The sequence below is a fragment of the Flavobacterium sp. CLA17 genome (assembly GCF_013112255.2).
Taxonomy (GTDB): Bacteria; Bacteroidota; Bacteroidia; order Flavobacteriales; family Flavobacteriaceae; genus Flavobacterium; species Flavobacterium circumlabens.
The window spans coordinates 2986944-3011654 of record NZ_CP068294.1; the positions used below are offsets into that span (position 1 = coordinate 2986944).

Genomic DNA, 24711 nt, shown 5'->3' on the forward strand with positions numbered 1-24711 from the left:
TTACTTTTGTAATCTTAAACTTTGATAATGAGTAAGCGCGATTTAAAAAAATATTTAGGCGAATTAAATAAAGAACAGCTCGAAGAACAAATTATCGAATTGTACGAAAAGTTTAGTCCGGTAAAAGTCTACTATGATTTTGCTTTTAACCCGAAAGAAGATAAACTTTTACAGGAATGCAAGGTCAAAATCTCACATGAATACTTCCCGATTAAAAAGCCCAACGCAAAATGGCGTCCGAAAGCAAAAATGCGCCGTTCTGTAGCGCAAAAATATATCAAGCATTTTATTTCACTTGGAGTGGATCCTTTTGTGATTGCCGACGTAATGTTGTTTAACATTGAAATCGCGCAGACCTTTTCGTCTCAAAACTTTATAAAGCAGGAATTATTCTACAAAAGCATGCTCAATTCCTTTGAGCAGGTGGTGAATTTTACAATTTCGAACGGAATTTTGAATGATTTTAAGGACCGAATAATTGCTGTCGAACAAGAAACAATTCAACAAAAATGGAAAAACAAGTATGATTTTGAGACAATTTTAGAGAAAATCGACTAATAAAAACACTTCCCATAAAAAATCTTATTAAAAAGAATCATTTATTTTAGGTTAAAATAAGATGAATAACTGTTTTTTAGGTGTACTTTTGCAAAAATCCAAAAATTTACAATGTCTCAAAACACTTTAGAAATAGAAAGAGAAGAGAAAAAAGAACTTTATGCATACCAAAAAGGCGATATTGACGCCATTTTTGATCGTTTAGACAATGCTCCTGCTCAACATCATTTATTGTATCAACTACCAACCGGTGGAGGGAAAACAGTTATTTTCTCTGAAATCGTTCGTCGTTATTTAGCCAATAATGACAAAAAAGTAGTGGTTTTAACGCATCGTATCGAACTTTGCAAACAGACTTCAAAAATGCTGAAAGGCTTTGGTGTTTCTAATAAAATAATCAATAGTAAAGTAAAAGAATTACCGGATCAAAACGAATTTTCCTGTTTTGTAGCGATGGTTGAGACTTTAAAAAACCGTATCAATGATGAAAAATTACATCTGGATAATATCGGTTTGGTTATTATTGATGAGGCGCATTACAATTCATTCCGTAAATTATTAAACTCATTCAAAAATGCTTTTATTCTTGGAGTAACTGCAACACCTTTGAGTTCGAATATAAAATTACCAATGCACCAAAGTTATGATGAACTTATTGTAGGTGATACCATTAGTTCATTGATTGACAAAGGTTTTTTGGCGCGTGCTACAACCTATAGTTATGATGTGGGTCTAACCTCACTGAAAGTAGGTATTAACGGAGATTATACCGTAAAATCATCAGACGATTTATATACGAATACCATCATGCAGGAAAAACTTTTGCATGCTTATACAGAGCGTTCATTAGGTAAAAAGACCCTGATTTTCAACAATGGTATTCATACTTCATTATATGTATATGAAACTTTCAGGGAAGCCGGTTACGATATCAGACACCTGGATAACACCAGCAGTGCTGAAGAACGTAAGGATATTTTGCAATGGTTCAAAAAAACTCCGGATGCGATCTTAACTTCGGTTGGAATTTTAACTACTGGTTTTGATGAGCCTACTGTTGAGACTATTATCCTAAACAGAGCTACAAAATCTTTAACTTTATACTACCAGATGATTGGTCGCGGATCTCGTAAATTACCAGGTAAGGACGAGTTTACAGTGATTGATTTAGGTAATAATGCAGCACGTTTTGGTTTATGGAGCGAGCCTGTTAACTGGCAGCATATTTTTAAATCACCTGAGTTTTATTTAGAAAATCTTCGTGATGATACCGAAATTGAATTGTATTTCAAATACAGCATGCCTCCGGAATTACGTGCAAAATTCAGTAAAACTGCAGATGTTACTTTTGATGTTGATGAAGAACATAAACTTATCATCAAACAAAATTTACGCTCTAAAGTTGTATTAGACAAGTCATTAGAGCAACATGCCGCAATGTGCGTGGATAACACTGAAACTTTGCAGGAAGCCAAATCTCTTGGTAAAGAATTAGATGACGATATAGAATGCCGTATCAAACGTTATGCAAAATGTTTGAGCCAGTGCAGTAAAAATTACCGCGAATGGCTGGTTGACGATTATAAATTAAAGATGGTCTTGTTAATCGGTAAAAAATACCGTGAAAAAATCATGAACGAGCCGGATTGATCCCGGAAAGATTAAAAAAGTTTCAGGTTTCATGTTTCAGGTTATTGGAATCTACATCTAACTTGAAACATCAAACCTGAAACAAAAAAAATAATAACAAAAACAAAAAATGTCTAAACCATTCTCAGCATTAGGAATTTCAGCACCCATTTTAAAAGCGTTAAGCGAATTAAACATTGTTGATCCAACAGAAATTCAACAAAAAACAATTCCGCTTCTTTTAACTGAGACTCATGACTTAGTAGGTTTAGCCAAAACCGGAACAGGTAAAACAGCTGCTTTCGGATTGCCTTTATTGCAATTAATAAATACAGAATCACCAATTGTTCAGGCCATTATCCTGGTTCCAACCAGAGAACTCGGACAACAGATTTTTAGAAATTTAGAAGATTTCGGAAAACACATTCCAAATATTGCTATCGCTTCAACTTGTGGTGGAATCCCAATAAAACCACAAATAGAGCGTTTGACACAGCCAACACATATTGTAGTAGCCACTCCGGGACGTTTAATCGACTTGATTCAGCGTAAAGCCATCGATTTAAAACAAACCCAATATTTAGTTTTAGACGAAGCCGATGAAATGGTTTCAATCCTAAAAGAAAGTTTAGACGAAATTGTTGCTGAACTTCCTAAAAAACACCGCACCCTGTTATTCTCAGCTACTTTACCGGGAACAATCAAGCAGTTGATTCAGAATTACCTGAATAAAAATGTAGTTCAGGTGAGTGCCGATATGGAAACTGTAGGTAATCAGGGAATTGACCATGAATATATTATTGTTGACCCAATCGAAAAACTGGATGTTTTAATGCATTTCCTAAATTCAAAAGAAGGCCAACGCGGAATTATATTCTGTAAAACAAAAGCTGCGGTCAATAAATTAGCTAAAAATCTGGCTATTAATCGTTTTTCATCAGGAGCGCTTCATGGAAGTCTATCGCAGGGAATTCGTGACAGAATCATGGAACAATTTCGTGAAGGACATATTAATATTCTTGTTGCCACAGATTTGGCTGCCAGAGGAATAGATGTAAAAGAAATTTCGTATGTCGTGAATTACCATTTGCCGGATACGTATGAAAATTATGTACACCGTAGCGGAAGAACAGCCAGAGCAGGAGCAAAGGGACTTTCATTAACGGTTTTGCAAGAGGAAGAAGCAATTGAAATTCCGGAATTCGAAAAAGAATTAGGGATTAAATTCACTCAGTTTCAGAAACCATCCGTAGTAAGTTTAGAAGAGAATAATACCCTGTTATGGGCGAAACAAATTTTCAAAACAAAACCCAATCAGGAGATTTCTACTGATTTAAAAACAAAAGTAAAAACTGTTTTTCATCACTTAACAAAAGACGAACTGATCGAAAAATTGTTAGCGAATTATGTTTTACAAAACAAAATCGATGTAGTAGAAAAACCTGTTAAAAAATTCAAAAAGTAAGTTCTAATGACTTTGTAACTGTTAATTTATGTTGTACTTTTAAGGTGATTTAAAAGAAAATAATCTTATTCGTAAAACAATATATATGAAAATAGTCATTATTGGAGGTGGTTTTGCAGGTCTGAATCTCGCGAAAGAACTGGTTAATCAGCCTCAGATACAAGTAACGCTTGTTGACAAGAACAATTATAATTTTTTCCCACCACTTATATATCAGGTTGCCACTGCTTTTTTAGAGCCATCAAGTATCAGTTATCCTTTTCGGAAATTTTTTGCCGGCAAAAAGAATCTTCAATTTCGTCTTGGGGAATTACTTTCTGTAGTTCCTGCCGAAAATAAAGTTATTCTTAGTAACGGTGAGCTGACCTACGATTATCTTGTTTTTGCAACAGGTGCTGAAACAAGCTATTTTGGAATGGAAAACGTGATGAAAAATGCTATTCCGATGAAAACCTTAAATGATGCCATCGAAATGCGTAACACATTGCTTAAAAACCTTGAAAAAGCAGCAATCACCAAAGATATCCGCAAACGCCGCAAATTATTGACGATTGTTGTGGCTGGTGGCGGACCTACAGGAGTAGAGGTTTCCGGAATGTTTGCCGAAATGCGAAAAAACATTCTGTTAAAAGAATATCCGGAGCTGGAAACATCGGCGAGTAATGTGTATTTAGTCGATGGAGGAGATGCTTTACTGTCACCAATGAGTGAAGCTTCCCAAAAAGATACCTTAGAAGCACTCACCAATTTGGGTGTTGTTGTTAAATTACACAGCCGTGTTACAGATTATGTCGATGATACTGTATATTTCGAAAATGGCGAAACCATCAAAACCAAAAACTTAATCTGGGCTGCAGGAGTTTCTGCTAAAATTTTCGAAGGAATTCCAAAAGAAAGTTATGGTCGCGGTCGTCGTATGGCAACCGATCAGTATAATAAAGTGAACGGACTTGAAAATATATATGCGATTGGCGATACGGCAATTTTAGCCGGAGATGCAAAATTTCCTGACGGACATCCGCAAGTGGCACAAGTGGCGATTCAGCAAGGATTAAATTTAGCCAAAAACTTTAAAGCAATTATTAAAAGTAAGCCTCTTAAGCCGTTTGCTTATAATGATAAAGGTTCGATGGCAATTATAGGCAAAAATAAAGCCGTGGTAGATTTACCTAGTCCAAAATGGCATTTCAAAGGGTTCTTTGCCTGGATTATATGGTTGTTTATTCACCTGATTTCCTTAATAACCTACAGAAACAGATTAAACACCTTCTGGAATTGGATGGTAGCGTATTTTGCGAGTGATCAGTCGCTTAGAATGATTATCAGACCGGATAAGAGAAGCTAAAAAAAGGTGAATTCAATCTTTTTAAATTCCAAATTCCAATAAAAAAGCCAGAATTTAATAAATTCTGGCTTTTTTATGCTTTTCAAATTTCGTAACACGTTTGAAATTTGGAATTTAAAAAAAATGAAAATTATTGTCCTTTAATGCCCAATCACAGCGTCATCTCCTGCTGCTATTTCGACTTTTTGTGTGATAAAGCGTTTACCAACATTCAAAACAATAAAAGCAATAATAGTAGTTGCGGTCATAATAACAACCATAGGCGCTACCGAATCTTTTACAAAAATTCCGACAGCAAACGAAGCTAAAGCCCCAAGCCCTAATTGGATTGCGCCCATTAAAGCCGAAGCACTTCCGGCATTTTTGGCAAAAGGAGCCATTGTAAGTCCGGCAGTATTCGGGTTTGATATTCCCAAACAAGCCAAAAACAAAAATAGCATTCCGATAGTTTCATATAACCCTAATAAATTATTTAAGGAAAGAATCAGGAAAATGATCGTTATGACAGATTGTACAATTAAAGCACTGAAAATCATCTGTTCACTCGAAAATTTCTTTAAAAGAAGTGAGTTTAACTGGCTTGAGCCAATAAAACTGATTGACATGAATGCAAAAATCCAGCCGTACGTTTTAGCATCAACGTGGTAGATGTCCATAAAAATGATAGGAGAGGCTGCTACATAGGTAAATAAGCCTGAAAAAGCAATCGAACCGGTAAAAGCATACGTATAAAACTGAGGTTCTTTAAGCACCTTTATAAAATTAGAAATGATCGGTTTCGGTTTTAGTGAAATTGAGGTATCCGGTTTATAGCTGTTTGGCAAACCAATTTGTGAAGCAATCAAAATCCCGATCCCCATAAACATGAGGATTAAAAAAACCATATGCCAGCCATAATCCTCGGTTACATACCCACCAATTGTTGGTGCCAGCATTGGTGATAGTCCAAGAACAAGCATCAGTAAAGAAAATACTTTCGGAATATCCTTTACAGGAAACAAATCCCTGACCATTGCTACAGAAGCTACTGTCGCAGCACAGCTTCCAACAGCCTGAACAAAACGCAAAAGTATAAAAGAATCAATATTAGTTACGTAAACACATCCTAAAGACGCTAGTATATAAACCATTAAGCCTATAAACAATGGTTTTTTACGTCCGAAACGGTCTAATAAAGGTCCGTAAAGCAACTGTCCGGCAGAAATTCCAATAAAATAACTGGACAAACTCATGGAAACTTTGGCCACAGAGGTATTTAAATCTTTTGCAATACCAGAGAAACCGGGTAAATACATATCAATCGAAAAAGGACCAAGTGCTGTCAGAGACCCCAAAATAAGGATCAGCTTGATATATTTTTTTGTTGTCATTTTCTTAAAACTTTGCTTTTTATTTCGTACAAAGATAAATATTTAGTACCTTGTTGCATATAATAATTACATTTTGTATAAAAAGTGGTTATTATGTAAGTTTTAGAAAATATTTTGAAACTTTAATCCTTAAAATTAAAATTTATGAAAAAATTCACTTTACTATTGGCTCTTATTTTTACAACAATTTCATTCGCACAATCCATTACCACAAAAATTGAAGATGCAAGTCCTGACCAATATGCATTACTTGAAAAAGTAAACAAATATTATCCGGATATTACTTTAAATAAATCAGTGACCAATTTTTATGCTGATGGTAAAATAATTGACACACAACAGGAATTTAATTTGACAACTTCAAAATTCTCAAGTTACAAATTAGGAATTGAGCCTGATAATAAAAAATTGTTATTTGAATATGTTTCTGATGAAACCGGAAAAGTTTGGGGAGATGTTCAGATTTTTAAAGGAAATGCCTTAAGAACAACTTTCTCAGAGAAAAATAACGAAATCAATGTTTCTTTAAACGGAAAATCAGTTTACCTGAAAAAAATTAAATAAAGATATTCTTGAAACATCTGAAAAGCATCACGAAAGTGATGCTTTTTTCTTTTATATTTGAAATGCAATTATTCTAAAAAATTTAATCATTATGAGAAAAATCATTTTACTGCTATTATTCATTTCTTTTTCAGCATATTCCCAAACCAATCAATTCAACGGAACCTGGAACAATGAAAATTGTAAAAACTGTAGTAAAGAATATATTTTAACTTTAAACATAGCGCAATCCAACAGTAAAATTTACGGTATCGCTGAAGTTACCAGCAAAGACGAAAAGCTAAATAGCGGAATTATGGAAGTCAGCGGATATGTTTATGTTCTGGGAGAAAAAGCTCAGATTACGCTAAAAGGAAAAAACGGAGTTTCAGCTACTGCAGTTTTATTTGTCAATGACGGAGTTGTACAGTTGAGCAAAAGAGGTGGGTCAGATTTGATTCCAAAAGAAGCAGTTTTAACTAAAATAAACGAATAAGCTGTTAGTAGCTTTATATATTTTGAACTATAATTTATATTATGTAAAATAGAATGTTTAGAAACGTCTCCAAATAAGTCAATTATAGCTCCAGTAAAATAATACAATCTTAAATTATTACAAAATATTTCACAATCAATGATTTGAAATAATAAAAAAGGAAAATTGCACCTCCTGAATAGCATATTCCTAGTTTTGCTTAAAATCGCACAGATGCTTTCATTGTAAGACTTTATTTTATTATTTTTACATTCGATACTTTAAAAAAATTATCAAACTTATGAATACAATTGCCGAGCACATTGCAGATTTTTTAAAAGAATATCAGCCATTTAAAAATCTGACTTTTCAGGAACTATCTGAGATTGCAACTAATATTCGTGTGATCAATTTAGAAAAACACGCTATATTATTTCAAAATAATGATATCCTGCATGATAGTTTTTATGTGGTAGCTTCCGGAGTTATAAATCTGACGACAATTGCTGATGCTGAAGAAACAATTATAAACAAATGTCATGAAGGTGATATTTTTGGTTTGCGTCCGTTTTTTGCTAAAAACAACTATATGATGACCGCCAAGGCGCGTGAGGAAAGTATTGTGTATGCAATACCTATCGCTGTTTTCAGACCTTTTGTAGCTAATAATTCTGATGTTTTAAACTTTTTATTAGAAAGTTTTGCTACAAACTCCAGACATACCAAGGACAATGTAAGTTCTAACGGAAAACTGATTTCTGATACTTCGTTTTACGTCGATCAGCAGTCAGAAATGCAATATATTCAGTCCCTTAATTACAACAATTCGCCATTAAAAACAGAACCGCACCATATTGTAAAAGATGTTGCTATTTTAATGACTGAAGCGATGGTGGACAATATTGTAGTCTGCGAAAAAAATCATCCTATTGGAATTGTTACAGATGCAGATTTATCATCAAAAATTGCTACAGGCCGCTATCCTATTACAGAAACTATTGATAAAATCATGTCTTCACCTGTTGTTACGGTGTTGGAAAATGTTTCTTTGGCCGAGGCACAGTTGTTAATGTTGAAACATAATGTGACGCATTTATGTGTAACTAAGGATGGTACAAGTAAATCTTCCGTAAAAGGGATTATATCCGAGCATGATTTAATTGTAGCCCAGGCCAGCAATCCCGGGGTTTTAATTAAAGAAATCAAGCGTGCACAACTTCCAAAAGATTTAAAACAAATACGGGATCGTTTATCTGATCTGATTCAGAATTCGATTCAGAAAAATATTCCAATTTCACATGTCAGTAATATTGCAAGTGAAATCAACCTGGCGATTATAAAACGTTCGGTTGAGTTATCCATTTTGGATTTAGGCTCACCTCCTGCCCGATTTGCGTGGCTGAGTATTGGTAGTCAGGGTCGTAAAGAACAACTTTTATTAACAGATCAGGACAGTATTTTGATATTTGAAGATGTTACACCTGAAAAATACAGAGATGTAAAGGATTACTTTTTACGATTAGCAAAAAGAACTACCGCGATCTTGGAAAAAGTAGGTTATGAACTTTGTCCAAACGGACATATGGGAAGCAATATGTTATGGTGTAAATCATTGAGTGACTGGACGAAACAATACAACAGCTGGATGAATACTCCAGGTGAAAACAGCAATGATCTGAGTAGTATTTTCTTTGATTATGAAATTGTTTTCGGGGAGGCAAAAATTGAAGAAGCGATAGAAAATGTTATTTTTAAAAATGCCGTAAACAATACTTTATTCTTTGATTTTCTGGGGAATGATGCCTTAAAGAAAAATTCTCCATTGAGTTTTTTCAAAAAATTCCTTGTAGAAGAAGATGGTCCGAATAAAGGAAAATTTGACATAAAAACCCGTGCCTTGATGCCTTTAATTGATGGTGCGCGTTTACTAATTCTGAATTCAAACATAAAAGGAATACAAAATACTTATTTAAGATTCAAGCAGTTAGCAATAACTGATTCTAAAAATGCTGAAATCTACCTGAGTTGTGCCGAAGCTTTTTTGACACTGTCAAAATTCAGAACTGTAGAAGGTTTAAAAAATGATGATTCGGGACAATTTCTAAATCTGAGAGAAATGTCAAAAAATGATAAAGAAAAATTAAAAAATGCTTTAACACCAATGAAGGATCTTGAAGAATTAATTAAGAACAAATTTCAACTTACACAATTCTCGTAATATATGCTTGACTGGATTAAAAATATCAACAAAGAACATCCTGATTTCTGGAAGGATTACCTGATGAAATTCGAGACAAAACCAAATCGTTTTGTAGTTTTATCTACAGAAACTTCTGGTCTTAATCCGAATAAGGATGTGATTTTATCTTTGGGCGCTTTTTCTGTAGTTGACGATAGTGTTGTTATAAAAGATAGTTTTGAATCTGTTTTACTGCAATATAAATTTTTGCAGGACAATGGGCTTTCAAATGAATTTATCATTGAAAGCAAATTGATCAAAATGGAGGAACCGGCAGCAATTGAAGCTTTTATCAACTTTTTGGGTAATGCGGTTTTAGTGGGTCATCATATTAATTTTGACGTCGAAATGATTAACAGCGCCTTGGAACGTCTGGATTGTGGAAGATTAAAAAATGAGGCTCTGGATGTTGATATGATGTATCGGAAATTAATGGATATCAACGACAAACAGTTTTCATTAGATGATTTATGCGATCTTTATAAAATCCCAAAAAGCGACCGGAATTCATCTTCCGAAGATGCTTACCGAATTTCATTATTGTTCTTAAAACTGAAATCCCGATTAGGAATTAAATAAAATAATTATTTTTAAATTTTAAATTCCAAAGCAGCTTATATATAAAATGCCTCTTAAAACTAAGAGGCATTTTTATTTTTTAAATTTATAGTGAACGAACTTCTTTTAAGCAATTCTGTCTTTTGTAATTTCTTCAACAACCTCAGGGTTCAACAAAGTTGAAGTGTCTCCAAAATTAGAAAAATCTCCTTCCGCAATTTTACGCAGAATTCTACGCATAATTTTTCCGGAACGCGTTTTTGGTAATCCTGAAACGAATTGAATTTTATCTAATTTAGCAATTGGTCCAATATGATCCGAAATATACTGATTGATTTCTTTTGATAAATTTTCTTTATTTCTGACTTCTCCAGTTTCTTTCAGAATCACATAACCATATAAGGCATTTCCCTTAATTTCATGAGGAAAACCAACAATGGCAGATTCTGCAACTGCAGGATGCTCGTTAATAGCATCTTCGATAGGAGCTGTTCCTAAATTATGTCCGGAAACAATCACAACATCATCAACTCTTCCTGTAATTCTGTAGTAGCCTACTTCATCTCTTAAAGCGCCGTCACCTGTGAAATATTTCCCTGGAAAAGCAGAAAAATAAGTTTCTTTATAACGTTCATGATCTCCCCAGATTGTTCTGGCGATTCCTGGCCATGGAAATTTAATACATAAACTTCCTACCACTTGATTTCCTTCAATTTCATTACGTTTTTCATCCATTAAAACAGGTTGAATTCCAGGTAATGGTAAAGTTGCATAGGTTGGTTTTGTTGGTGTTACAAACGCAATTGGTGAAATCATGATTCCGCCCGTTTCTGTTTGCCACCAGGTATCTACTACCGGACATCTTTTGTCTCCCACGTGGTCATTGAACCAGTGCCATGCTTCTTCGTTGATTGGTTCTCCAACAGATCCAATAACTTTAAGCGATTTTAGAGGATATTTTTGAATATAATCTAAACTTTCTTTTGCTAATGAGCGGATTGCAGTTGGCGCCGTGTAAAACTGTGTAATTTTATGTTTTTCGATAATATCCCAAAAACGGCTGAAATCCGGATAAGACGGAACGCCTTCAAAAATTACGGTTGTTCCTCCGTTTAATAAGGGTCCGTATAAAATATAAGAGTGACCTGTAATCCAACCGATGTCTGCCGTACACCAGAAAATATCATTTTCTTCGTGACTGAAAACATTTTTAAAAGTATAAGCAGTATAAACCATATACCCGGCTGTGGTGTGCACCATTCCTTTAGGTTTTCCTGTTGATCCGGAAGTATACAAAATAAACAAAGGATCTTCAGCGTCCATGATTTCAGCAACACTATTATCTATAGCTGCATCTAATAAAGGCTGTAACCAAAAGTCACGACCGTCTTTCATTTTAACTTCAGTCTGAGTTCTTTTAACTACTAAAACTTTAGAAACACATGGACAAGTATCCAGTGCTTCATCTACAATTCCTTTTAGATCGATAGTTTTGTTTCCTCTGTAACCACCATCTGAGGTGATTACCATTTTACACTCGCAATCGTTGATTCGTGCAGATACAGCAGATGCTGAAAATCCTGCAAAAATCACAGAGTGAATAGCTCCGATTCTGGCACAGGCCAATACAGCCACTGCTAATTCCGGAATCATTGGTAAATAAATACAAACCCGGTCTCCTTTGCGAACTCCCTGCTCACGCAAAACGTTGGCCATTCTTGACACACGCTCATAAAGTTCGTTATATGTGATATGTAAGGCAGTTTCTGAAGGATCGTTTGGTTCAAAAATGATTGCCGTTTTTTCTCCTCTTTTACTTAAATGCCTATCGATGCAATTTTTAGTAATATTTACTTTTGCTTCCGTAAACCATTTTACTTCAGCATCAGCCATATTGAAATCTACAACTTTTTCCCATTGCTGGTACCAGGTGAAATTTTCTTCTGCTATTTTCCCCCAAAATTTCCTTGGTTCCCTTATTGACTTATTGTAATGTTTAAAATATTGTTCTAAATTTTCAATTTTATAATAACTCATATGTTTTTGGATTTTTTTTATAAATGTATTAAATATCAGCGTATTCTTAAAATTATTTAATTCATAAATTTTAGCATAAAAAAACATATATTAAAAAAAATGTAGTTTTTTTATGAATTTAATATAAAAATTAAGGTTTTATGATAAATTGATTATCACAAAAAAGGCACAATATATAAATATCATGCCTTCTTCTTTTTAACAATTTCAATAACAATTAATTTTCTTTTGTAATTCTGCATTACAATGCTTTGTTCTATTTTGAAAATAGCAGCATCTTTATTAATTAATATAGAAATCCATACAAGTACATTTATTGCTAAACATACCCCATTCTTCGGGATTACCTTCACTTAACTTACAAACTCACAGAAGTTAAGTGAATACAATATGCATCTATATCCATATTATCTTAATAAGTGCTTACTAATTCAAAATATTACATAAAACAGAGATACAGTGCAAATCCCATCACAGTCGATTGTGTGGTAATTCCCAATTTATTATCCAATTTTTTTCATTGCAGTCATCGATTCTCTCAACCATGCTCCTACTTCTTCGATAGGATGCTGACGGATTTCTTTGTTTACTGCAATTAAAACAGCATTATCTACTCCGTTTGAAGTCGAGAATGGTTTTCCTATTACGTTTGTTTCTACTTTTTTCATGAATTCAGTCAATAACGGTTTACAGGCATGGTCAAATAAATAACAACCATATTCTGCTGTATCTGAAATAACACGGTTCATTTCAAATAATTTTTTTCTGGCAATTGTATTGGCAATCAATGGTAATTCATGCAAAGATTCATAGTAAGCTGATTCTTCAATGATACCGGCTTCTGTCATCGTTTCAAAAGCCAATTCAACTCCGGCTTTTACCATGGCAATCATCAAAACGCCATTGTCAAAATATTCCTGTTCAGCAATCGGAGCTTCCTGCGGAGCTGTTTTTTCGAAGTTCGTTTCTCCGGTTGCAGCTCTCCATTTCAATAAGTTCACATCATCATTGGCCCAGTCGATCATCATGGTTCTGGAGAATTCTCCTGAAATGATATCATCCTGATGTTTTTGAAATAACGGACGCATAATATCTTTTAATTCATCGGCAAGCTCGTAAGCTTCAATTTTTGCCGGATTTGAAAGTCTGTCCATCATATTGGTGATTCCACCATGTTTCAACGCTTCCGTGATTGTTTCCCATCCGTATTGGATTAATTTTGAAGCATAGGCAGCATCAATTCCTTTTTCAATCATTTTATCAAAACATAAAATAGATCCGGTTTGTAATAAACCGCAAAGAATGGTTTGTTCTCCCATTAAATCTGATTTTACTTCAGCAACAAATGATGACTTCAAAACTCCTGCTTTATGTCCACCAGTTGCTACAGCATAAGCTTTTGCCTGATCTAAACCAAAACTGTTCGGATCATTTTCAGGATGAACTGCAATAAGAGTGGGTACACCAAAACCTCTTTTATATTCTTCACGAACTTCGGAACCCGGGCATTTAGGGGCACACATGATTACTGTAATATCTTTACGAATCTGCATTCCTTCTTCAACAATATTAAATCCGTGAGAATAAGCCAATGTAGAACCGTTTTTCATTAATGGCATAATCGCAGTAACAACCGCAGTATGTTGTTTATCCGGAGTCAGGTTACAAACTAAATCGGCAGTTGGAATTAATTCTTCATAAGTACCCACTTTGAAACCATTTTCTGTAGCATTTTTATAAGAAGCTCTTTTTTCGGCGATTGCATCAGCGCGTAATGCGTATGAAATGTCCAATCCAGAGTCTCTCATGTTTAAACCTTGATTCAAACCTTGTGCACCACAACCTACAATCACAACTTTTTTTCCGGCTAAAGCTGCAATTCCGTCTGCAAATTCTGATTGCTCCATAAATTCGCAAACGCCTAATTGTTCTAATTGTAATCTAAGTGGTAGTGTGTTGAAATAATTTGCCATTTTTTTTAATAATATTTAATGAATGTGTAATTTAATATTGATACTATTTAAGTGCTTCTAACATGGTTGAAATTTCCATTTTCTCTTTAGAAACCGATATTCTTCCTGAACGCACAAATTGCATAATGCCGTACGGTTTGAATTTTGCATATAATTCTTCGATTTCAGAGCGTCTTCCTGATTTTGAAATCACAAAGAAATCGCGGGAAACCGTCACAATTGTCGATTGGCTTTCCTTGATAATGTTCTGAATTTGTTTTTCATCAAATAACAAACCTGAAGCGATTTTAAACAAAGCATTTTCTAAATAAATCGTCTCTTCATCGGTGTGATAAAATGCTTTTATCACTTCAATTTGTTTTTCAATTTGTCCAACAATATTCTGAACCCATTTCTCCGTTGTATTGACTACAATGATAAATCTGGAAACATTCTCTATTTCTGATTCTGAAACGTTTAAGCTTAATATATTAATGTGACGCTTTAAGAATATCCCTGATATCCTGTTCAACAAGCCCACGTTATTTTCCGAGTATACCGATATGGTAAATGTTTTATCTTCCATGTAATTTTTGTTTAAAGTTTATTTTGTTTCAGGTTTCAGGTTTCACGTTGCTGAGAACTTGAAACTTGAAACTTAAAACTTGAAACTTCTATTTTAGCTTAATCTAATTTGAGAAACACACGCTCCTGTTGGAATCATCGGAAATACATTGTTTTCTTTTTCAACCATAACTTCAAGGAAATAAGAATCTTTTGAAGCCATCATTTCGGCAACAGCAGCATCTAAATCTTCGCGTTGTGTTACTTTTTTAGATTTAATGTAATACCCTTCGGCAATTGCTACAAAATTTGGATTAATCATATTTGTTGAAGCATATCTGTTATCAAAGAACAATTCCTGCCACTGACGCACCATTCCTAAGAATTCATTGTTTAAGACCACAATTTTTACCGGAACTTTGGTCTGAAAAATGGTTCCTAATTCCTGAATGGTCATCTGAAAACCACCGTCTCCAATAATTGCCACCACTTCGCGATCCGGTCTTCCCATTTTAGCTCCGATGGCAGCCGGCAAAGCGAATCCCATTGTTCCCAAACCACCGGAAGTAATATTACTTTTAGTGGAATTAAATTTAGCATATCGACAGGCAAACATCTGGTGCTGACCCACATCTGAAACCATGATCGCATCACCTTTGGAGTGTTTATTGATCATTTCGATGGTTTCTCCCATGGAAATACCTTTATTATTGGTCGGATTTAATTCTTCCTTTATAACGGAATCAAATTCGATTTGATGTTTTTCTTTGAATTCGTTGTGCCAGGCTGCATGAGAATTGTCATCAATTAGGGGCAATAATGCATTTAAAGCTTCTCTTACATCTCCTAAAACGGCTACTTCGGTTTTTACGTTTTTATCTACTTCAGCGGGATCAATTTCAAAATGAATTACTTTGGCCTGTTTTGCGTAAGTTTTTAAATCTCCCGTTACACGGTCATCAAAACGCATTCCTAATGCAATTAAAACATCACATTCGTTGGTTAGTAAATTAGGGCCATAATTTCCATGCATTCCTAACATCCCAACATTTAAAGGGTGATCTGTTGGCAAAGCAGAAAGTCCCAAGATGGTCCATCCTGCCGGAATTCCTGATTTTTCAATTAATGCTTTCAACTGTTCTTCGGCCTGACCGAGAATAATTCCCTGACCAAAAACGATGAATGGTTTTTTAGCGCTATTAATGATAGCGGCAGCTTCCGCTACTTTATCTAGTTTTAATTTCGGAACCGGAACATAACTTCTGATACTGGTACATTTTTCATAACTAAATTCAAACTCATCAAACTGAGCGTTTTTAGTGATATCAATTAAAACCGGCCCAGGACGTCCGGAACGTGCGATGTAAAATGCTTTTGCAATGATTTCAGGTATCTCGGATGCTTCTGTAACCTGATAATTCCATTTGGTTACAGGAGTCGAAATTCCGATGATATCTGTTTCCTGAAAAGCATCAGATCCCAATAAATGTTTCCCAACCTGCCCGGTGATACAAACCATTGGAGTTGAATCAATCTGAGCATCTGCAATTCCTGTAACTAAGTTTGTTGCTCCGGGTCCTGAAGTAGCGATTGCAACCCCAACTTTCCCTGTAGCTCTTGCATATCCCTGAGCTGCGTGTGTCGCGCCTTGTTCGTGGCGTACTAAAACATGGTGTAACTGATCCTGAAATTTATATAATTCGTCGTACACCGGCATTATGGCTCCTCCCGGATATCCGTAAACCAGGTCTACTCCTTCTGCTAACAAACATCTTATAACGGCTTCTGCCCCTGATATTTTCATAGTATATTTTTTTTATCAATTTCAATGTCAATTTCAAAAATCAATGGCAATCTCAAAAATCAATTTCAATGCTAAATCTTAAATTAATCTTTTATGTTTCTATTTTTTATTGCTCTTGATTTTTTTTCATTGCTATTGTAATTGATTTTTGAAATTGTTATTGTATAATTATTTATCGGTAACGCAACCTGTAGAGGCGCTGGAAACCGATCTGGCGTATTTAAGCAAAACTCCTTTTGATACTTTTAAAGGAGGCTGAACCCAACTCGCTTTACGAGCTGCAAATTCTGTGTCGGATATTTTCAGGTCGATCGTATTTTTCACAGCGTCAATAGCAATTAAATCGCCATCTTTAACAAGTGCAATACCACCACCATCATAAGCCTCGGGTGTTACGTGTCCTACCACGAATCCATGTGAACCTCCCGAGAATCGGCCATCTGTAATCAGTGCTACACTGCTTCCTAATCCGGCGCCAATAATTGCCGATGTAGGTTTTAGCATTTCAGGCATTCCCGGACCACCTTTTGGTCCACAATACCTGATGACGACTACATTACCCGGTTTTATTTTTCCGGCCTCAAGACCCGGAATTACTTCAAATTCGCCTTCAAACACCACTGCTGTACCTTCAAAATACTCTCCTTCTTTACCGCTGATTTTTGCAACAGCTCCTTCAGTTGCAAGGTTTCCGTATAAAATCTGAATGTTTCCGGTTGGTTTCAGTGCTTTCTGAATTTCATGAATTACTTCCTGACCATCTTGTAAATCCGGAGTAGCTGCTAAATTCTCCGCTACTGTTTTTCCTGTTACAGTCAGACAATCTCCGTGAATTAATCCAACTTTCAATAAATATTTCATTAATGAAGGAATTCCTCCGACCGCATGAATATCTTCCATCATGTATTTACCACTAGGTTTCATATCAGCAAGTACAGGTGTTTTATCACTTATTGCCTGAAAATCATCCAGCGTAATTTCGATATCAACGGCATGAGCCATTGCAATTAAGTGCATCACCGCATTTGTAGAACCTCCTAAAACTGCTACAATTGTAATAGCATTTTCGAAAGCTTTGCGCGTCATGATATCTCTTGGTTTAATATCTTTTTCTAATAAAATTTTAATAGCAGCTCCTGCAGCAAGACATTCGTCTCTTTTTTCCTGGCTTAAAGCAGGGTTTGATGAGCTGTATGGCAAACTCATTCCCAATGCTTCAATGGCAGATGACATTGTATTTGCCGTGTACATTCCACCACAGGCACCAGCTCCCGGACAGGCATTCTGAATTACGCCTTTAAAATCTTCGGGAGTAATTTCGTTTTTAACTTTTTTTCCTAAGGCTTCAAATGCAGAAACGATATTAAGAGATTCCCCTTTCCACTTTCCGGAGTGAATAGATCCTCCGTAAACCATAATTGACGGACGGTTTACTCTTCCCATTGCGATTAAGGCTCCGGGCATATTTTTATCGCAACCCGGAATGGCAATAATACTATCATACCATTGCGCTCCCACTACAGTTTCAATAGAATCTGCAATTACATCGCGGGAAACCAGCGAAAAACGCATTCCTTCAGTTCCGTTTGAAATTCCGTCACTGACACCAATGGTATTAAAAATAAGTCCGACCAGATTTGCATCCCAAACACCTTTTTTAACCTCTTTTGCTAAATCATTGAGGTGCATGTTACAAGTGTTACCATCGTAACCCATGCTCACAATACCAACTTGTGCTTTTTTCAAATCTTCTTCAGTTAAACCAATACCGTACAACATTGCTTGCGCCGCAGGTTGTGTCTGATCTTGAGTGATGGTTTTGCTGTACTTATTTAATTCCATTATTGTATTATTTATTTTAATTTTTATTCAAAAAAAAACCTTCCAGTATTTGGAAGGTTTGTCATATAGTTTTTCAATTATATTTATACCATTCCCGATGCAGATGTGTTAAACACATTGACAACAACGACAGAAGTAATAATAATTGAGATTTGCATCATTTATTTTTTAGTGTTACAAAAGTATAGAAACTTTAAGAACTAAAAAAACAAAATCTCAACATTTAAGACACTTCTTGTTATTTATTGCATTATTTTAATACAAAAATTAAACAATCGTCGATTGTCCGATATGAACGTTATCATTATTGAAATACAGTAAATCGTCTTTACTGAATATAAAATTGGAAACAAACTCCCCTACTTCATTGGTACCGAATTTTGAATCTGATTTTAAGTCCGTTGTAACCACTTTAAACTCTATTGCTTTTTCAACAGCCTGATGAATTACATTTGCTTCTTTAAATAATCCGAAATGTTCCAACAACATTGCGGCAGATAAAATAGAAGCAATTGGATTGGCAATGTTTTTTCCTTTTGCCTGAGGATAAGAACCGTGAATAGGCTCGAACAACGCATTTTTTTCTCCCAAAGATGCCGAAGCCAGTAAACCGATAGAACCTGTAATTACGCTGGCTTCATCAGATAGAATATCTCCAAATAAATTCTCTGTCAAAATCACATCAAATTGTTTTGGGTTTAAAATGATCTGCATAGCTGCATTATCGACAAATAAAAAGTCTAAAGCTACATCCGGATAGTTTAAGCTCACTTTCTGCACTACTTTTCTCCATAATCTCGAGGTTTCCAAAACGTTTGCTTTGTCTACCATGGTTAACTTTTTACGTCGGTTTTGTGCCGATTTAAAAGCTAAATGTGTAATTCTGGTAATTTCTTCTTCTGAATATTCACATAAATCTGAAGCATGTGTTCCTTCTTCATTTAATGTTTTAGCTCCAAAATAAGCACCACCTGTTAATTCTCTGAAAATAGTAAAATCAGCTCCTTCGATAATTTCTCTTTTTAAAGGAGAAGCATCGAGTAATGATTTGTATGGTTTTATAGGACGAATGTTCGCAAACAAACCCAATTCTTTACGCAGTTTTAACAATCCCTGCTCCGGACGAACTTTTGCATTTGGATTATTGTCATATTTAGGATCTCCGATCGCTCCAAACAAAACCGCATCTGTATTTAGACAGAGATTCAGGGTTTGTTCCGGCAAAGGATTTCCTGTTTTGTCAATGGCGATAGCTCCCATTAGGGCTTCTTCAAAAACAAATTCATGATTGTACACTTCACCAATGGCATATAATGCTTTTTTGGCTTGTAAAATTACCTCTGGTCCAATTCCGTCTCCCGGTAAAACTGCTATTTTCAAATTCATAACGTCTCGTTCTTTATGTATTTAAATCTCTATTTTTTCTTTCTTCTTTGTTCTATTCTCTTTATTCTATTCTCTCTTCAACTAGCTTCTGATTAAATCGCCTTCAATTTTAGAAGCTTCAATAATTTGATGAATGTCTACATCTAAAACTTCTTTTTTGATATCAGCAAATTTCAAAAACTCAATATATACAATGTCCAATTGTACTTTTGTAAGCTCGTAACCTACTTTTTTAGCACGGTAAGCCAAAGCAGCTCTTCCGCTTCTTGCTGTAAGAATAATGGAAGATTCATTTACACCCACATCAAGCGGATCCATGATTTCATAAGTTGCTCTGTTTTTGATCACTCCATCCTGGTGAATTCCTGAACTGTGTGCGAAAGCATTTGCTCCAACGATTGCTTTATTTGGCTGAACGATCATTCCCATACTTTCAGAAACCAAACGGCTCATTTCGTTCAATTCTCTTGTATTGATATTGGTATCTAAATTTAAGTAAGGATGCTGCTTGAAAATCATTACGACTTCTTCAAGAGCAGTATTTCCGGCTCTTTCTCCAATACCATTAATAGTACATTCTATTTGTCTCGCTCCGTTTATGGCTCCTGCGATTGAATTTGCAGTGGCCATTCCTAAATCATTGTGACAGTGGCACGAAAGGATTACGTTTTCGATACCTTTTACGTTTTCTTTTAAATATTTAATTTTTGCTCCGTATTCATCAGGCAGACAATATCCTGTCGTATCCGGAATATTTAATACAGTTGCTCCGGATTTAATTACTTCTTCACAAACTTTTGCAAGGAAAGCGTTATCCGTTCTACCGGCATCTTCTGCATAAAATTCAACATCTTCTACATAAGATTTTGCGTGAGATACAGCATATTTTGCCCTTGCAATAATATCTTCTCTGGTGGTATTTAATTTATGGAGTATATGAGATTCAGATGTTCCGATTCCTGTGTGGATTCTGGGTCTTTTAGCGTGCTTCAGGGCGGCTGCGGCAACATCAATGTCGTTTTTTACGGCTCTTGTCAGTCCGCAGACGGTTGCGTTTTCTACTATTTTACAAATCTCAGAGACGGATAAAAAATCGCCCGGGCTTGACACAGGAAAACCTGCTTCGATAACGTCAACTCCCATTTTGTCAAGTCTTTCTGCGATAACTAATTTTTGTTTCGTATCTAACTTACATCCCGGGACCTGCTCACCATCGCGCAAAGTGGTGTCAAAAATTTGAACTTTCTCTCTATTCATATTCATTTATTTAATGTAATTTCACATCTTGATAACAAATATATATTGTACATTATAAGTATGAAATTCATTTTAATGAAATTATACTGTTCATAAAACAATTTATACGCTATTAAACAACTAACAACCAATAAGTTACATTATTATATTTTACAATGGCTAACCATCAAAAAGATTTCTTATTTGTTCTGATAAAATCACTTTCAAAATCTGAAAAAAGACAGTTTAAAATTTTTGCAAGTCGTTTGGAGACGAGTTCAAATACAAAATTTATTGAATTGTTTAATATTTTAGATAAGTCTGAAAACTACGACGAAAGACTGATCCTGAAGAGCGGAATCATTAAAAAAGTACAGCTATCTAACTTAAAATCATACTTATACAAACAAATTTTGGTAAGTATAAGGTTGAATATTCCAAGTCAGAACATAAGATACCAATTGCGGGAACAAATAGATTTTGCGGTAATCCTGTATAATAAAGGATTGTACAAACAGAGTCTGAAAATTCTGGATAAAACAAAAATTATCGCGCTTGAAAATGATGAAAAATATATGGCGTATGAAATTGTAGAATTCGAAAAACTAATAGAATCACAATATATTACAAGAAGTATTCAGGGTCGCGCCGACGAATTGGTGATTCAGGCGAAAGAATTGAATTATCGCAATACTATTTCGAGTAAATTATCGAATTTATCGCTTCAGCTCTACGGAATCATGCTGAAAACAGGTTACGTAAAAAGTGATGAGGAGTATAAATATATTGATGACTATTTCAACAAACATATTGCAAAATTAGACGAAAGTAAATTTGGTTTCCGTGAGAAATACTGGTTTTATAACGCTAATCTCTGGAGAAGTTTCCTTGTTCAGGATTTTTTGGCGAGTTACAAATATGCTTACAAATGGGTTCGGCTGTTTTACGATAATCCGAATATGATTATTCAGAATCCGGTATTTTTCCTAAAGGGAAATCATTACTTTCTGGAGTCTTTATATATGTTGAAATACAAATCGAATTTCAAGAAATATCTGGCGCTTTTGGAAGAAACGATTGAGGATCCCAAATTTCCCGTAAACGATAACATTGCATCGCTATCATTTCTATACGTTTATAACAATAAGCTCAATTTACACATTCTGGAAGGTACTTTTGCAGAGAGTGAATACCTGATTCCGGAGATTTTAGAAAAAATAAAAATACACAGTGAGCATCTGGATGAACATCACGAAATGTTGTTCTATTATAAGATTGCTTCTATTTATTTTGGTAATGAAAAGTATACGGAATGTATTTATTATCTGGATAAAATCATCAATAATAAAAACTTATCCATGCGCGAAGATTTAATGTGTTTTGCGAGACTTTTGTCTCTAATTGCACATTATGAGCTTGGAAAAGATTATTACCTAGAAAACAACATTAAAAACACGTATAAGTTTCTAATCAAAATGAACGACTTACATGAAGTTCAAAAAGAAATTATCAAGTTTTTGAGAAACCTGAATAATTTATATCCTGCGGACATCAAAAAGGAATTTATCAAGATGCGCCTGCGTTTTATTGAATTGGAGAAAAATACTTACGAGAAAAGGGCTTTCCTGTATCTGGATATTATTTCCTGGCTGGAAAGTAAAATTGAGAACCGAAAAATTGCTGATATTATTAAGGAAAAAGCAAAACTGAATAGTCGATAAAATTCCAAATTCCAATTTTTTTAAATTCCAAATTCCAATTTTTTTAAATTCCAAATTCCAATTGTTGGAGTTTACTTTTTTTAATTTATAAATCCGACAGATTTTAAAAATCTGTCGGATTTAGTATGTTTTGCAATTTGGAATTTTTAATATTGAGATTTAATTTAAATGTGTTATTCCACAATATTAGAACTTGTTACATAAAAGTTTTTATCAACTTCCAGAGTCCTGTTTTCATTGGTAGTTTTCTCTGACTGCCATTCCGTTGTTGGTTTTAACCAGGTTTCAATACCATTGATTTTAACTTTTACCGGCATATCAAATTTAGCAACACAGTTGGTCCAGTGATATCCTACAGTTCCGTTTTTAAACATATATTCAAAAACCGGAATTTGAGTTGTCGTTAAATACTGTGCAAAAACCCTGTTGAAATTAATTCCTGATTGTGTATTGATGTACTCCTGAATTTGCTTGGAAGTAACCGTCTGATGGTAAAAAGTACTGTTTAAACCTCTTAAAATCGACTTCCATTTTGCATCATCATTAATTACCTGACGAATGGAATGCAGCATGTTAGCTCCTTTTGGATACATATCGCCGGAACCTTCATTATTCACATCATAATTCCCAATAACGGGTTTATCATTATGAATACCGTTTCTACAACCAATTACATATTCAGCTCCGGCTTCTTTTCCATAATAATATTCAACAAAAAGACTTTCAGAATAGCTTGTAAAACTCTCATGAATCCACATGTCTGCTATGTCTTTGTAAGTAATATTGTTCGCAAACCATTCATGTCCAGATTCATGGATAATGATAAAATCGAATTTTAATCCCCAGCCTGTTCCACTTAAATCACGGCCTAAATAACCATTTTTATAACCATTTCCGTAAGTAACGCAACTTTGGTGCTCCATACCTAAATACGGTGCTTCAACCAATTTATAACTGTCTTCGTAAAACGGATAAGGTCCAAACCAATTTTCGAAAGCTTTCAACATTCTTGGAGCATCTTTAAATTGTTCTTTAGCTTTGTCCAAATTGTCTCTTAAGACATAATAATTACAATCTAAATCTCCTTTTTCTCCTTTGTATTTCTCTGAAAAATTTACGTAATCACCAATATTAATATTTACGCCATAATTATTAATCGGATTCGAAACATACCAGTTAAAGGTTTTCGTACCGTCTTTTTCTTTTTTAACGCTTTTCAATCTTCCATTCGAAACATCAGTCAAATCTCCCGGAACATTTACGCTGATCAGCATATTCTCGACTTCATCGTACATATGATCTTTATTTGGCCACCAGACACTTGCGCCAAGGCCCTGACAGGATGATGCGATAAAATCTTTTCCGTTTTTATCTTTTTTCCAGGTAATTCCTCCATCCCATGGCGGTTTTACGGCTTCTTTAGGTTTTCCTCCAAAAGAAATTACAATTTCTTTGGTTTCTCCTACTTTTTGTGCGGCAGTCAGTTCAATAAAAAAAGCATTTCCCTCTCTGACAAATTTCTGTTCTTTTCCGTTCTGGGTTACTTTATAAATCTGCATGGGTTCCTGCAAATCAATCTGCATTCTGTTATTAGATGATAAAACAGTATAACGAACTGTATTAGATCCCGTTATCGTTTTTTCAGAAGGATTAACTTTCACATCCAGGTGATAGTATTTTAAATCCCACCAGGCCCTTTCTTTTGTAATGCTTCCGCGTAAAGTATCCTGATGTGTAAAAACCATTTCAGACTTATTTAAAAGTCCTTGTGCGTGGGCAGTAAAACCAAACACGGAGGCGATAAAAACGCCGGCAAAGTATTTTTTCATACGAACTAAATATTTTCTTTTAATCGAAATAAAGAAGGCATTTCAACCTGCTTATGTCTCAACAAATGTAAACATTCGAATCAAGTTTTGAATGATTTTATAAGGGTGAATCGATAAAATTAATGTTAAAATTCATTTATTCTTCTGTATTTTAGTCC

General features: G+C 34.7%; 18 protein-coding genes. 9 read left to right on the top strand and 9 right to left on the bottom strand.

Going from position 1 to position 24711, the window contains the following annotated elements; all coding sequences use genetic code 11:
• Positions 1-27 precede the first annotated feature (27 nt).
• From HAV12_RS12190 to HAV12_RS12205, 4 genes are all read left to right on the top strand, one after another.
• Entirely contained in the window at positions 28-558 is a 531-nt protein-coding gene (locus HAV12_RS12190; protein ID WP_132036784.1) for a DUF6155 family protein, read from the top strand.
• Positions 559-669: 111 nt separating this feature from the next.
• The gene (locus HAV12_RS12195) at positions 670-2208 is read left to right on the top strand and encodes a DEAD/DEAH box helicase (RefSeq protein ID WP_127339934.1); all 1539 of its coding nucleotides are present in this window, start codon (positions 670-672) and stop codon (positions 2206-2208) included.
• 109 nt (positions 2209-2317) lie between these two features.
• Positions 2318-3652 (top strand): DEAD/DEAH box helicase, encoded by a 1335-nt coding sequence (locus HAV12_RS12200; protein WP_171569904.1) that lies wholly within the window; start codon positions 2318-2320, stop codon positions 3650-3652.
• A gap of 85 nt (positions 3653-3737) precedes the next feature.
• Positions 3738-4997, top strand: coding sequence for an NAD(P)/FAD-dependent oxidoreductase (locus HAV12_RS12205; RefSeq protein ID WP_132036786.1), 1260 nt, complete (start codon positions 3738-3740; stop codon positions 4995-4997).
• A 140-nt stretch (positions 4998-5137) separates the two neighbouring features.
• Here the strand turns inward: HAV12_RS12205 and HAV12_RS12210 are convergent, their stop codons facing one another.
• The gene (locus tag HAV12_RS12210; protein WP_171569905.1) at positions 5138-6367 is read right to left on the bottom strand and encodes a multidrug effflux MFS transporter; all 1230 of its coding nucleotides are present in this window, start codon (positions 6365-6367) and stop codon (positions 5138-5140) included.
• Positions 6368-6511: 144 nt separating this feature from the next.
• Here HAV12_RS12210 and HAV12_RS12215 point away from each other — a divergent pair, with 144 nt between their 5' ends.
• The 4 genes from HAV12_RS12215 (at position 6512) to HAV12_RS12230 (ending at position 10203) form a co-directional block, all read left to right on the top strand.
• Positions 6512-6931, top strand: a complete 420-nt coding sequence (locus HAV12_RS12215) for a hypothetical protein (protein WP_171569906.1) — start codon at positions 6512-6514, stop codon at positions 6929-6931.
• 91 nt (positions 6932-7022) lie between these two features.
• The gene (locus HAV12_RS12220; protein ID WP_171569907.1) at positions 7023-7406 is read left to right on the top strand and encodes a hypothetical protein; all 384 of its coding nucleotides are present in this window, start codon (positions 7023-7025) and stop codon (positions 7404-7406) included.
• Between the two features lie 280 nt (positions 7407-7686).
• Positions 7687-9603 carry a DUF294 nucleotidyltransferase-like domain-containing protein gene (locus HAV12_RS12225; RefSeq protein WP_132036792.1) on the top strand — a complete coding sequence of 639 codons (1917 nt, stop codon included), beginning with the start codon at positions 7687-7689 and terminating at the stop codon, positions 9601-9603.
• Between the two features lie 3 nt (positions 9604-9606).
• Positions 9607-10203, top strand: coding sequence for a PolC-type DNA polymerase III (locus HAV12_RS12230; protein ID WP_132036793.1), 597 nt, complete (start codon positions 9607-9609; stop codon positions 10201-10203).
• A gap of 105 nt (positions 10204-10308) precedes the next feature.
• Here HAV12_RS12230 and acs read toward each other — a convergent pair whose 3' ends face one another.
• The 7 genes from acs to HAV12_RS12265 form a co-directional block, all read right to left on the bottom strand.
• Positions 10309-12219 carry an acetate--CoA ligase gene (gene acs, locus HAV12_RS12235; RefSeq protein ID WP_132036794.1) on the bottom strand — a complete coding sequence of 637 codons (1911 nt, stop codon included), beginning with the start codon at positions 12217-12219 and terminating at the stop codon, positions 10309-10311.
• 503 nt (positions 12220-12722) lie between these two features.
• Positions 12723-14192 (bottom strand): ketol-acid reductoisomerase, encoded by a 1470-nt coding sequence (ilvC, locus tag HAV12_RS12240; protein WP_171569908.1) that lies wholly within the window; start codon positions 14190-14192, stop codon positions 12723-12725.
• Positions 14193-14235: 43 nt separating this feature from the next.
• Positions 14236-14757 carry an acetolactate synthase small subunit gene (ilvN, locus tag HAV12_RS12245; protein WP_132036796.1) on the bottom strand — a complete coding sequence of 174 codons (522 nt, stop codon included), beginning with the start codon at positions 14755-14757 and terminating at the stop codon, positions 14236-14238.
• A 93-nt stretch (positions 14758-14850) separates the two neighbouring features.
• Complete coding sequence (gene ilvB / locus HAV12_RS12250) at positions 14851-16539, bottom strand: biosynthetic-type acetolactate synthase large subunit (RefSeq protein ID WP_132036797.1); 1689 nt, start codon at positions 16537-16539, stop codon at positions 14851-14853.
• 168 nt (positions 16540-16707) lie between these two features.
• The gene (gene ilvD, locus HAV12_RS12255) at positions 16708-18381 is read right to left on the bottom strand and encodes a dihydroxy-acid dehydratase (RefSeq protein WP_171569909.1); all 1674 of its coding nucleotides are present in this window, start codon (positions 18379-18381) and stop codon (positions 16708-16710) included.
• 267 nt (positions 18382-18648) lie between these two features.
• On the bottom strand, positions 18649-19767 hold the full coding sequence (gene leuB / locus HAV12_RS12260; protein WP_171569910.1) for a 3-isopropylmalate dehydrogenase: 1119 nt from the start codon (positions 19765-19767) through the stop codon (positions 18649-18651).
• A gap of 81 nt (positions 19768-19848) precedes the next feature.
• Complete coding sequence (locus HAV12_RS12265; RefSeq protein WP_132036800.1) at positions 19849-21024, bottom strand: 2-isopropylmalate synthase; 1176 nt, start codon at positions 21022-21024, stop codon at positions 19849-19851.
• A 155-nt stretch (positions 21025-21179) separates the two neighbouring features.
• Between HAV12_RS12265 and HAV12_RS12270 the strand changes: the two genes are divergently transcribed.
• Positions 21180-22724 carry a hypothetical protein gene (locus HAV12_RS12270; protein WP_132036801.1) on the top strand — a complete coding sequence of 515 codons (1545 nt, stop codon included), beginning with the start codon at positions 21180-21182 and terminating at the stop codon, positions 22722-22724.
• Between the two features lie 173 nt (positions 22725-22897).
• Here the strand turns inward: HAV12_RS12270 and HAV12_RS12275 are convergent, their stop codons facing one another.
• Positions 22898-24553: a M1 family metallopeptidase gene (locus tag HAV12_RS12275; protein WP_171569911.1), complete on the bottom strand. Its 1656-nt coding sequence runs from the start codon at positions 24551-24553 to the stop codon at positions 22898-22900.
• Between the last annotated feature and the right edge of the window lie 158 nt (positions 24554-24711).

Bases quoted from the DNA above. Each gene is read 5' to 3' on its own strand.
- HAV12_RS12190 (WP_132036784.1), top strand. From the start codon at position 28: ATGAGTAAGCGCGATTTAAAAAAATATTTAGGCGAATTAAATAAAGAA.
- HAV12_RS12195 (WP_127339934.1), top strand. From the start codon at position 670: ATGTCTCAAAACACTTTAGAAATAGAAAGAGAAGAGAAAAAAGAACTT.
- HAV12_RS12200 (WP_171569904.1), top strand. From the start codon at position 2,318: ATGTCTAAACCATTCTCAGCATTAGGAATTTCAGCACCCATTTTAAAA.
- HAV12_RS12205 (WP_132036786.1), top strand. From the start codon at position 3,738: ATGAAAATAGTCATTATTGGAGGTGGTTTTGCAGGTCTGAATCTCGCG.
- HAV12_RS12210 (WP_171569905.1), bottom strand. From the start codon at position 6,367: ATGACAACAAAAAAATATATCAAGCTGATCCTTATTTTGGGGTCTCTG.
- HAV12_RS12215 (WP_171569906.1), top strand. From the start codon at position 6,512: ATGAAAAAATTCACTTTACTATTGGCTCTTATTTTTACAACAATTTCA.
- HAV12_RS12220 (WP_171569907.1), top strand. From the start codon at position 7,023: ATGAGAAAAATCATTTTACTGCTATTATTCATTTCTTTTTCAGCATAT.
- HAV12_RS12225 (WP_132036792.1), top strand. From the start codon at position 7,687: ATGAATACAATTGCCGAGCACATTGCAGATTTTTTAAAAGAATATCAG.
- HAV12_RS12230 (WP_132036793.1), top strand. From the start codon at position 9,607: ATGCTTGACTGGATTAAAAATATCAACAAAGAACATCCTGATTTCTGG.
- acs (WP_132036794.1), bottom strand. From the start codon at position 12,219: ATGAGTTATTATAAAATTGAAAATTTAGAACAATATTTTAAACATTAC.
- ilvC (WP_171569908.1), bottom strand. From the start codon at position 14,192: ATGGCAAATTATTTCAACACACTACCACTTAGATTACAATTAGAACAA.
- ilvN (WP_132036796.1), bottom strand. From the start codon at position 14,757: ATGGAAGATAAAACATTTACCATATCGGTATACTCGGAAAATAACGTG.
- ilvB (WP_132036797.1), bottom strand. From the start codon at position 16,539: ATGAAAATATCAGGGGCAGAAGCCGTTATAAGATGTTTGTTAGCAGAA.
- ilvD (WP_171569909.1), bottom strand. From the start codon at position 18,381: ATGGAATTAAATAAGTACAGCAAAACCATCACTCAAGATCAGACACAA.
- leuB (WP_171569910.1), bottom strand. From the start codon at position 19,767: ATGAATTTGAAAATAGCAGTTTTACCGGGAGACGGAATTGGACCAGAG.
- HAV12_RS12265 (WP_132036800.1), bottom strand. From the start codon at position 21,024: ATGAATAGAGAGAAAGTTCAAATTTTTGACACCACTTTGCGCGATGGT.
- HAV12_RS12270 (WP_132036801.1), top strand. From the start codon at position 21,180: ATGGCTAACCATCAAAAAGATTTCTTATTTGTTCTGATAAAATCACTT.
- HAV12_RS12275 (WP_171569911.1), bottom strand. From the start codon at position 24,553: ATGAAAAAATACTTTGCCGGCGTTTTTATCGCCTCCGTGTTTGGTTTT.